The organism is Nostoc paludosum FACHB-159, from assembly GCF_014698835.1.
GTDB lineage: Bacteria > Cyanobacteriota > Cyanobacteriia > Cyanobacteriales > Nostocaceae > Nostoc > Nostoc paludosum.
Genome location: NZ_JACJTU010000106.1, coordinates 1 through 9,906, shown reverse-complemented (window position 1 = coordinate 9,906; position 9,906 = coordinate 1). Strand labels below are relative to the sequence as shown.

The window sequence follows — 9,906 nt, the reverse complement described above, 5'->3', positions numbered from 1 at the left end:
GGGTCAATTTCATGGAAAATTCTTATGAGTTAGTCACTGAATTATTGAGATTAAGTCCTAATAAGCGTAAGTACTACCAGCAAGGAGAGAGGGCTATGAGGCTTATTCTATCTGCATCCTAGCCCTTTTTGTAGCCCCGCAAGGAATGCTGCCCTTTGGGTTAAACGTTTGTCTCCAAAGTTACACTCCCCATACAGGTTCTTCTCTAAGATTTTCATTTGCACCCATGTTACTCACACCTACCACGACAATATCTAAAATCACAAGTTAATTCTCTGTTATTGGTTCGCGTAAACCTTCCGCGAACCAATCCCTCTTTTCCACATCCCGTGAAAAGTCAGGATCGTTACCAAGAATCATGGCGGTAAGTTGATATGCGTTTCAACTCCTGGTAACGGCACTGGGTTTATCATTGAACTCCCGATTCAGCAAAAAGAATTTAAAAAGATTAGCTTTGATAACTGAAATTGTGATGAGAATAAAATTTGAATAACCCTTCTCTTTCAGTCTTTGAAAACATTTACCATTTTCTGAATTTTAGAACTTTTTATAGCAACCAATCATTTGGTTCTCTTTTAATAACAAATACAAAGCTCATTTTCTCTAAAAGTATAGCTTGTATTGATTGCCTGATAAAGCTTTTAGAGATTGACCTCCCTAAAAATAGCAAAAGGAGGTTAGGTTTATGATTCAGAGCTTTAACTGAAGCTATTTCTTTATTTACCCCTATTTACTCATTCCGTTTCCTGTAACGTGTGCTGATTTTCACGAATTTTGTAAAAACTAAGATGGTACTTGGGAATACTAAATAAAATTTCACTATGAGGTCAGTATAAATGGCAGCAGCAAGCTCCACTCCTGTGGTTCCTGGATATCAAATTAGCTCTCAACTTTATGCAGGTCAAAGAACCAAAGTCTACCAGGCTATTCGAGAGCAAGGGTCGCTAGCAGTCGTCATTAAACTTCTGACATCTGAATATCCCAGTTTCAAGGAGCTACTACAATTTCGGAATCAATACACGATTAGTAGAAATCTTCATATTTCTGGTATTGTTCGTCCTTTATCACTAGAAGTTTATGGTAATGGTTATATTTTAGTGATGGAAGATGAAGGAGAAATTTCTTTAAGAGAATACATGAAAACAACTAAACTCTCACTTGAGGAATTTTTAGAGATTGCAATACAGTTAATTCAAGTTTTGCATAATTTACATCAAAATTGTGTTATTCACAAAGACATTAAGCCAGCAAATATTTTGATTCATCCCCACACAAAGCAAATTAGAATAATAGACTTTAGTATTGCCTCCCTCTTACCCAAAGAAACGCCAGAAATTAAAAGTCCAAATATTTTAGAAGGCACACTCGCTTATATTGCTCCGGAACAAACAGGCAGGATGAATCGAGGGATAGACTACCGCAGTGATTTTTATTCTCTAGGTGTGACATTGTATGAACTACTCACAGGAGAATTACCATTTGAATCTGATGATTTACTAGAATTAGTGCATTGCCATATTGCTAGAATGCCACCAGAGTTAAAAAATAAAAAACAAATCCCACAAGTGCTTTCAGCTATTGTAATGAAGCTAATGGCGAAAAATGCCGAAGATAGATATCAGAGCGCTTTGGGTTTAAAATATGACTTAGAGAAGTGTTTAGCTCAACTAAGAGAAACTGGCAATATTATAGATTTTAAAATTGCTCAGAGAGATGTATGCGATCGCTTTGCGATCCCAGAGAAACTCTATGGAAGAGAAACAGAAGTTGCTACCTTGCTAGAAGGTTTTGAGCGCGTTGCTAATGGTAATAGCGAAATAATGCTAGTAGCAGGATTTTCTGGAATTGGGAAAACGTCAGTAGTTAATGAAGTCCACAAGCCAATTACTAGGCAGCAAGGATATTTCGTCAAAGGCAAATTTGACCAGTTTAATCGCAACATTCCCCTATCCGCTTTTGTGCAAGCTTTTCGTGATTTAATAGGACAACTACTGAGTGAAAGCGATGTGCAATTGATAACTTGGAAAGCCAAGATTCTCGCTGCTGTAGGCGAAAATGGGCAATTGATTGTGCAGATGATTCCTGAACTAGAAAGGATTATTGGCAAACAACCCCCTGTGTCGAAACTTTCTGGCAGTGCCGCCCAAAATCGCTTCAACTTACTATTTCAAAAATTTATCCAAGTTTTCACGACAAAAGAACATCCTTTAGTGATGTTTTTAGATGATTTACAATGGGCAGATTCAGCTTCTCTGAACTTGTTGCAATTATTGATGAGCGCTCGCAGTTCAGGTTATTTACTAATTTTAGGAGCCTACCGAGACAATGAAGTCTTTCTGGGTCATCCGTTGATGCTGGCACTGGAACAAATTCAAAAAGCAGGAGTAATTACCAATACCATTACCTTGCCACCTTTGAGAGAAATAACAGTGAATCAGTTAGTGGCAGATACCCTAAGTTGTACTGAGGAATTAGCTCAACCATTGGCAAGATTGGTGTATCAAAAAGCAAAAGGAAATCCTTTTTTCACAACGCAGTTTCTTAAAGCTTTGTATGAGGATAATTGGATTCAGTTTCAGCCACAACTGGGTTATTGGCAATGTGACATAGCGGCGGTGCGACAGCTGGCATTGACCGATGATGTGGTAGAGTTCATGGCATTGCAGTTGTTAAAACTGCCGATAGAGACACAGGCAGTGTTAAAGTTGGCAGCTTGTATCGGTAACTGCTTTGATTTAAGTACTGTGGCAATTATTTCGGAACAATTACCAGCAGATACAGCGATCGCTTTGTGGAAAGCGTTACAGGAAGGGTTAATTTTGCCGATTAGCGAAACCTACAAGTTTTTTCAGCCTCATGGTCTCCAAGAGGATGAACATACTGGTAAGATTGTCGTTTCCTATAAATTTTTACACGATCGCGTCCAACAAGCTGCTTATTCCCTAATTCCGCAAGACCAAAAACAAGCGACCCATCTGAAAATTGGTCAACTCTTACTCAAGAATATAAGTGCAACAGAGCGAGAGCAAAAAATCTTTGATATTGTTAATCAACTAAATTATGGTTCTGAGCTGATTACGCAAACTAGCCAACGAGAAGAACTGGCAAGACTAAATTTAGCCGCAGGTTTAAAAGCGAGAGTTTCTATTGCTTACACTGCTGCCACCGAATATGCAACTTTTGGAATTAAGTTATTAAAAGTAGATTATTGGCAAAGTCAATATCAGTTATCTTTAGAATTGCATAACCTGGGAGCAGAAGCCGCTTATTTGGCAGGTAATTTTGAATTGATGGCGGAATTGATTCAAATAGTATTAAATAATGCTGAAAATGCTTTAGATAAAATCAAAGTTTATGAAATACAAATTCAAGCTTATGGCGCACAAAATAAATCACTAGAAGCAGTTGGTTTGGGAAAAGAAGTTTTAGAGTCTTTAGGGATTAAATTTCCAGAGAATGCTAGCAGTGATAATGTACAGGCTGAAATTAGTACGACTATCTCTCTACTTGCACAAGAGTCTATTGAAGATTTAATCAATTTACCGCCAATGACAGATAAAATAGCTCTGGCAGCTATGAGAATTTTATCTAATATTACAAGCTTTGCGTATCAAGTAGATCCTAACTTATTTCTTTTGTTACCATTAAAGCAAATTAGCCTATCTCATAAATATGGTAATTCTCCGCAATCATCTTTTGGATATGTGGTCTATGGTATTATCCTGTGTGGATTAGTTAAAGATATTGAATCTGGCTATAGGTTTGGTAATTTAGCTGTCAATCTTTTAAGTCAATTTGATACTAAAGAAGTTACTTCAAAAACTATCCATACATTCAATTGTCTTGTCAGGCATTGGAAAGAACATATTCAAGAAACATTACAATCTCTTTGGCAAGCGTACTCTATTGGTTTAGAAACAGGAGATTTAGAATTTGCGGGTCTGGCTATTCGTTACTATAGCGCTCATTTATATTTTCTTGGCCAAGATTTAAGTACATTAGAAAAAGATATGCGAACCTATACCCATGCTCTTGGGCAAATTCAGCAACAAGGGGTGGCTAACTACAATGAAATTCAAAGACAAAGGATTTTGAATTTATTAGGAGAGGTTGATGATGTCTGTTGTTTGAAGGGGGAAGCTTATGATGAAGAGGTCACGCTCCCCGCTAGTCTAGCAAAGAACGATATGGTTGCATTGCTAGAATTTTATTTTTCTAAGCTGCAACTGTGTTATCTTTTTGACAAATATGAGTTGCTCCAAGAATATATTGTAAAAACAGAACAGTATTTAGCGGGAGGGCTGGGGCTAGTTATTTTTCGACAATGTTATTTTTACGCATCATTGGCAAGGTTAAGCATCTTTTCAAATGCCAATCAAGACATACAAACACAGCTGCTAAATCAAGTAATAAATAATCAAGAACAAATGCAACTATGGGCAAATCATTGTCCAACGAATGTTTTGCATCAATTTTATTTAGTAGAGGCTGAAAAAAATCGAGTTTTAAGCAATCAAACCGCAGCGATAGAATACTACGATCTTGCCATTGCAGCTGCCAAGGAAAGTGGTTACACCCAAGAAGAAGCCTTAGCTAACGAACTTGCTGCTAAGTTCTACTTGAACTGGGGCAAACAGAAGGTGGCTTGCGGTTATATGCAGGAAGCTTACTACTGCTATGCCCGTTGGGGAGCATTAGCCAAAACAGATGACTTAGAACAGCGTTATCCTCAATTACTGCATCCCATTCTCCAGCCAGTCACTCAAAATCTCAATCCCCTGGAAACTCTGGCATCGATTACTAATATCTCGCTTACCTCGACAAAAACTAGCCGCCCTTCTAGTACAAGCATCAATAACATTATTGACTTTGTTGCTATTCTCAAAGCTTTTCAAAGCCTTTCCAGCACAATTAAACTGGACGAACTAATCCATCAAATCACCCAGATACTTTTGCAACACTCAGGGGGCGATGGCTGTGCCTTAATTATGCCTAATCAGGCTTCTGGGTGGCAGCTTGTAGCTAGTGCTACACTAAACGCTATAGAACTCTGTTCCGAACCTCTTGAAGATAGCCACAATTTGCCAGTCAAGCTGATTCATTACATCAAAAATACTCAAGAACTGGTAATAGTTGACGATCTCAAAACTGATTTGCCTGTCATTGATGATTATCTAATTCAGCAGCAACCGAAGAGTGTGTTGGGTTTGCCAATTATCAATCAGGGACATTTAATTGCAATTTTATATTTGCACAGTTGTACAACCAGTGGGGTGTTTACCAGCGATCGCATCTTGATTCTCAACTTCCTTTGCACTCAGGCGGCGATTTCTCTAGAAAATGCTCGCCTATACCAGAATCTGCAACGTTCAGAAAGCAATGAACGCGAAAAAACAGAACAATTAGCACAAACCCTGGAATCGCTCCAGTTAAAGAATCGTAAATTAAGTTTCCGCTCAGACATAGATGCCGCCTTAACCAGCAGTGAGTGTTTAACCAAAATGCTGCAATCCTGCACACAAGCTGTTGTTCAGCATTTAAATGCAGCTTTTGCACGCATCTGGACACTAAATGCAGATGAAAATATGTTAGAACTCCAAGCAAGTGCTGGACTGTACACTCATCTGGATGGCCCCCATAGTCGTGTTCCGGTAGGAGCATTTAAAATCGGACTGATTGCCCAGGAACTTCGTCCTCATTTGACTAATGATGTGTTGAACGATCCGCGAGTCGGAAATAAAGAATGGGCAAAGGAGGAAGGAATGGTTGCCTTTGCTGGTTATCCACTCATCTTTGAAGATCGGCTGATGGGAGTGCTGGCCTTGTTTGCACGTCAGGCTCTAACTGATGAGCTTTTGGAGATGCTAAAGTTAGTCGCCGATGAAATTGCCTCAGGAATTAGGCACAAACAAGTAGACCAAGCCTTGCGTCAGTCGGAAATACAACTTCGGCACAAAGCACAACAACTGGAATCTGCTCTTCAACAACTTGAACAATCGCAACTCCAAATAGTCCAGAACGAGAAAATGGCATCTTTAGGCAATTTGGTAGCAGGTGTTGCCCATGAAATTAACAACCCCATCGGCTTCCTTAATGGCAGCATCAACAATGCCAAAGATTACGTGCAAGATTTAATTCAACATTTAGCAATTTATCAACAACATTATCCTCATCCAGGCACACCGATTCAAGACCATGCCCAAGAGATCGATCTAGAATTTTTAGGCGACGATTTACCTAAGTTACTCGATTCCATGCAAGGAGCGACTGCTCGCATCAAAAGTATCAGCACCAGTTTGCGTACCTTTTCCCGTGCTGATACCGAACACAAGACTAGTGCTAATCTTCATGACGGGCTTGATAGTACCTTGCTGATCCTTAAATATCGTCTTAAGGCTAATGAATTTCGCCCTGCTATTCAAGTAATTCAAAACTATGGTGATTTACCGCAGATTGAATGTTTTCCTGGGCAATTAAATCAGGTATTTATGAATATCCTTGCTAATGCGATCGATATGTTTGATGAAATGGCAAAAACTGGTTCATTTTCCCAAATCAGTGCCCATCCGCAACAAATCACAATTCAGACAGCAATACTCGATCGTCAAGTTCAAATTTGTATTCGAGATAATGGTAAAGGTATGACTCAAGAGGTTAAAGCCAGAATTTTTGACCATTTGTTTACAACTAAAGCTGTAGGAAAAGGGACTGGATTAGGATTAGCGATCGCCCGACAAATTGTTGAAGAAACTCATAACGGCAAGTTGAGTTGTCGCTCTGTTTTGGACGAAGGTACAGAATTTATAATTGACATTCCCATGAACCTATCGCACTAACGGGACTTAAACAAAACAGAAAATTAAAAAAGGCTAAAATGGTTAAATAGCACAGCTTTCACGTTGATATAAAGTAAATCTTTAGACAACAAGACGACGTAACATAATTCTAGTCATGACAGCATATATAGCAGTTTCACTCATTTGGTGGTAGGCGCTCATAATCCTTGCTGAGACGATGATATTGGTTAAACCACCCAAATGTTTTTTCGACTACCCAACGCTTGGGCAAAACTTGAAATTCTTGCTCGGTACGCCGTATGACTTCAACATGGGCTTGGATCATTAACCAAACCGAAAGACGTATTCCAAGACTGACAAATGTGCGTCAACCAACTGTCAGTTAATGCGAATCACTCCATCTTTAGAGCAGGTGCAGCATAACAGTTAGCTACTACTGTGTAGACGCAACCATTCTGAGAATGACTTAGCCATCAGATAGCAACCACCAAATTCAACACCGTTGAGCCAAGGGTGGCTATCATGCCCGTCGAGGACAACTCCGTAATGGCTGTGGTTTCGGTCGCAACACAGAAGATACTCATGTTTGTCTGACCAGCATCCAATACTCAACCAAAAGCCAGAATCCATCGGTGGTTCATCTTCTTCCACCTCGCTTACAAACAACCGAAAGTTATTCTCGGTGGCTGTAGTAACTGTCTGTGCGTCAAATAGAACCCATTCTAAGCTAAACGGCCATTTCCAACCGCCGCCTATAAGTTGCATGAAGACTTCATAATCCTTGGGGACTGAAAAACGCGCTGCTACAGATTCATATCCATAATGATTGGCAAAGAGTGTCTGTAGTGACTGGGCGCATATCAACCAAGATGTTTGTAATGCGGTAGGTTCGATATCCTCAATAGTCCGAACTAATGGCCCCGATCTGGCACAAAAGCTTTTGGCTACTTGCCACCAAGCTTCTCGTAATTGTGATTCCAGGTACACGAATAACTCTCCAACAATTACAATATTTGATTATACGACTCGTGTTTAGACTGTTGAATTTAAACTTACTTAACTGCTGTACATAGTGCTGTGAGCGATCGCCAAATGAGTTTAATTCACAAACAGTAATTGCACATGGACTTTCATCACTACAGAACGCTCATACATATAGCTTAGTCAATTAACTATTGTGATAATAAGTGAGACATAAATGCCAGCCAGAAAAAGCTAAATAGTAATATCCACGCTAGTACCATTAACGTCAAACGCAACCATTGAGTGTTTCGGTTGAGTCCCCATTTTTGCCAAGTAATGAACGTCAGATTGCTAGAAAGTAAAAAAGCTAAAATATTAGCTCCCCATAACCAATGTGACTCTGTGATTCCTCTCATCCAGGGAACTAATGAACCTCCGTTGCCGCTATTTGGTTGAAAGGTTGGTTCTCGTAATGGGGAAACTAAGTATACAAAAATTCCACTAGCTACAGTCAAAATCAGCAAAAACATCAAACTGATAATAGATTTGTGTTGAATTCTGGAAAAAAGCACTCCAGCTCACCTTTTGCCAATTTGTTTACCTGGCTTGATTTTAACTAATCATCGGTAAATATAAACTCTCAGAGCAACCTAAAAATTCGAGAGGTGAACCCCATTCAAATGGGACGCTGCCAAGGTTCACCGTACTGTTGATAGCCTACTCGCTTAAAAGCAGAAATCATCCGCTCGTTACCCACCTAAGTATCACAAAACACTCTCCAAACCCCTACTTCTTGTAATGTACGTGTTCCTTGTGACAAAATATCGTATGCAAAACCCTGCCCTCGGTACTCTGGAAGTACACCAATATCGTAGATAGTTCCTTCCTCTTTGTCTTCTTTGGCACATCCTGTAAAGATAACCGGAAGCACAAACCCTACAATGTCGCCATTTTGATTAATTCCAAATTGCCACCAGTCATCTTGATACCAGAAGTCATCCTTGGCTGAATTGAGATATTTCTCAACCTCTTGATACGGCGAGCTTGCTGAAATTTTACGTTGATGGCTGGCATCCATTGATGAAGCCATTACACGTGTGACGACGCTGATTAATAGATTGCCGCCCATTGCCTTAACAGGCTTAAAAGCTAATCGTCCAGACACTTCAATTAAAGGTTTCGGCTCCTCCCAGACAAAGGGGACTTTAAAATAAGTTTGCTGACTCATAAGTTATAGCAACAGATATCTGTAAGCTGTACCTTTTATCGAGAAAGGCAGAGGGCAGAGGGCAGAAGGCAGGAGGCAGAAGGAATACTGTTTTCTGCACTCTGCCACGACGCCTTGGGAGTAAGGGTTTAAGACCCCCACTGAAACGAAGTTCAGTGGCCCCAATTAAGGAGGGGTCTGAATCCCCTTCTTAATTGTCCCTTCTGCCCTCTGCCTCCTGCCTTCTGCCTTCTTCAAGCTACACGGTGCTACATAATCAGCGTGGCAGATGGTAATTGAACTTTCATTTATTCTGTAATTCAATTTTGGTAAATACCAACGAGCAATCACAAGCAAGGTAGTTCTGGTAACTGGCAGCAACAGAAGAATATTAGCTGATAGCTGTATTTTGCAATATTTATCCAAAGAATACAGCCGATAACGAGTTACTATACAGCAGTTACTCAAAAACAGGGAAAGCAAGATTATGGCAACAATTACAGGTACTGATGGGGATGATATTTTAATTGGAACTCCTGGGGATGACAGGATTATCGCCAGTGCAGGTGATGATACGATTACTGGTGGAGATGGTAACGATATTGTTGATTACAGCGACTTAGGGCAACCTGTAATAATTCAACCAGCAGGTTTCCAAAAAGGTGCAATTGGAACTGACACATTTAAAGATGTAGTTGAAACCCTGATCGGTGCTACTGGACAGGCTAACAGTATTGATGCAACTACTGATGCTACGAACGTATCAATAATAGCTGATTTATCTAAAGAAAAACTAGAAATCAGGGTTGCAGGTTCAACGCGAATTACAGTTAAGGTGAAGAATTTTGTTAATGTAACTGGTACAAATCAAAAGGACACTATTACTGGTGATGCTGTTGATAATCAATTATCTGGTAGCGGCGGCAATGACATTATTAG

General features: G+C 39.7%; 5 protein-coding genes and 3 pseudogenes. 3 read left to right on the top strand and 5 right to left on the bottom strand.

The genetic code is table 11. From position 1 onward, the window contains the following. Window positions 1-122: pseudogene (locus H6H03_RS38175) on the top strand (IS4 family transposase); the annotation flags it as partial. Here H6H03_RS38175 and H6H03_RS42330 read toward each other — a convergent pair. Next, complete coding sequence (locus H6H03_RS42330; protein ID WP_449290001.1) at window positions 108-218, bottom strand: IS4/Tn5 family transposase DNA-binding protein; 111 nt, start codon at window positions 216-218, stop codon at window positions 108-110. The pseudogene H6H03_RS38175 and the gene H6H03_RS42330 sit on opposite strands and share 15 nt — an antisense overlap. A gap of 618 nt (window positions 219-836) precedes the next feature. Here H6H03_RS42330 and H6H03_RS38170 point away from each other — a divergent pair. Then, window positions 837-6,836 carry a trifunctional serine/threonine-protein kinase/ATP-binding protein/sensor histidine kinase gene (locus tag H6H03_RS38170; RefSeq protein WP_190960187.1) on the top strand — a complete coding sequence of 2,000 codons (6,000 nt, stop codon included), beginning with the start codon at window positions 837-839 and terminating at the stop codon, window positions 6,834-6,836. Window positions 6,837-6,917: 81 nt separating this feature from the next. On the opposite strand, the pseudogene H6H03_RS38165 reads toward H6H03_RS38170, so the two are convergent. The 4 genes and pseudogenes from H6H03_RS38165 to H6H03_RS38150 all read right to left on the bottom strand — a co-directional run. Then, window positions 6,918-7,137 (bottom strand): annotated as a pseudogene (locus H6H03_RS38165) (transposase); the annotation flags it as partial. Between the two features lie 86 nt (window positions 7,138-7,223). Continuing rightward, entirely contained in the window at window positions 7,224-7,784 is a 561-nt protein-coding gene (locus H6H03_RS38160; RefSeq protein WP_190960186.1) for an SMI1/KNR4 family protein, read from the bottom strand. Window positions 7,785-7,969: 185 nt separating this feature from the next. After that, window positions 7,970-8,284 carry a hypothetical protein gene (locus H6H03_RS38155; RefSeq protein WP_190960185.1) on the bottom strand — a complete coding sequence of 105 codons (315 nt, stop codon included), beginning with the start codon at window positions 8,282-8,284 and terminating at the stop codon, window positions 7,970-7,972. A 233-nt stretch (window positions 8,285-8,517) separates the two neighbouring features. Further along, entirely contained in the window at window positions 8,518-8,988 is a 471-nt protein-coding gene (locus tag H6H03_RS38150; protein ID WP_242058203.1) for a GNAT family N-acetyltransferase, read from the bottom strand. A 466-nt stretch (window positions 8,989-9,454) separates the two neighbouring features. Here H6H03_RS38150 and H6H03_RS38145 point away from each other — a divergent pair. Next, window positions 9,455-9,906: pseudogene (locus tag H6H03_RS38145) on the top strand (calcium-binding protein); the annotation flags it as partial.

What these genes read in the sequence shown, in the direction of transcription:
- H6H03_RS38170 (WP_190960187.1), top strand. Translation starts at nt 837, where the DNA reads ATGGCAGCAGCAAGCTCCACTCCTGTGGTTCCTGGATATCAAATTAGC.
- H6H03_RS42330 (WP_449290001.1), bottom strand. Translation starts at nt 218, where the DNA reads ATGAAAATCTTAGAGAAGAACCTGTATGGGGAGTGTAACTTTGGAGAC.
- H6H03_RS38150 (WP_242058203.1), bottom strand. Translation starts at nt 8,988, where the DNA reads ATGAGTCAGCAAACTTATTTTAAAGTCCCCTTTGTCTGGGAGGAGCCG.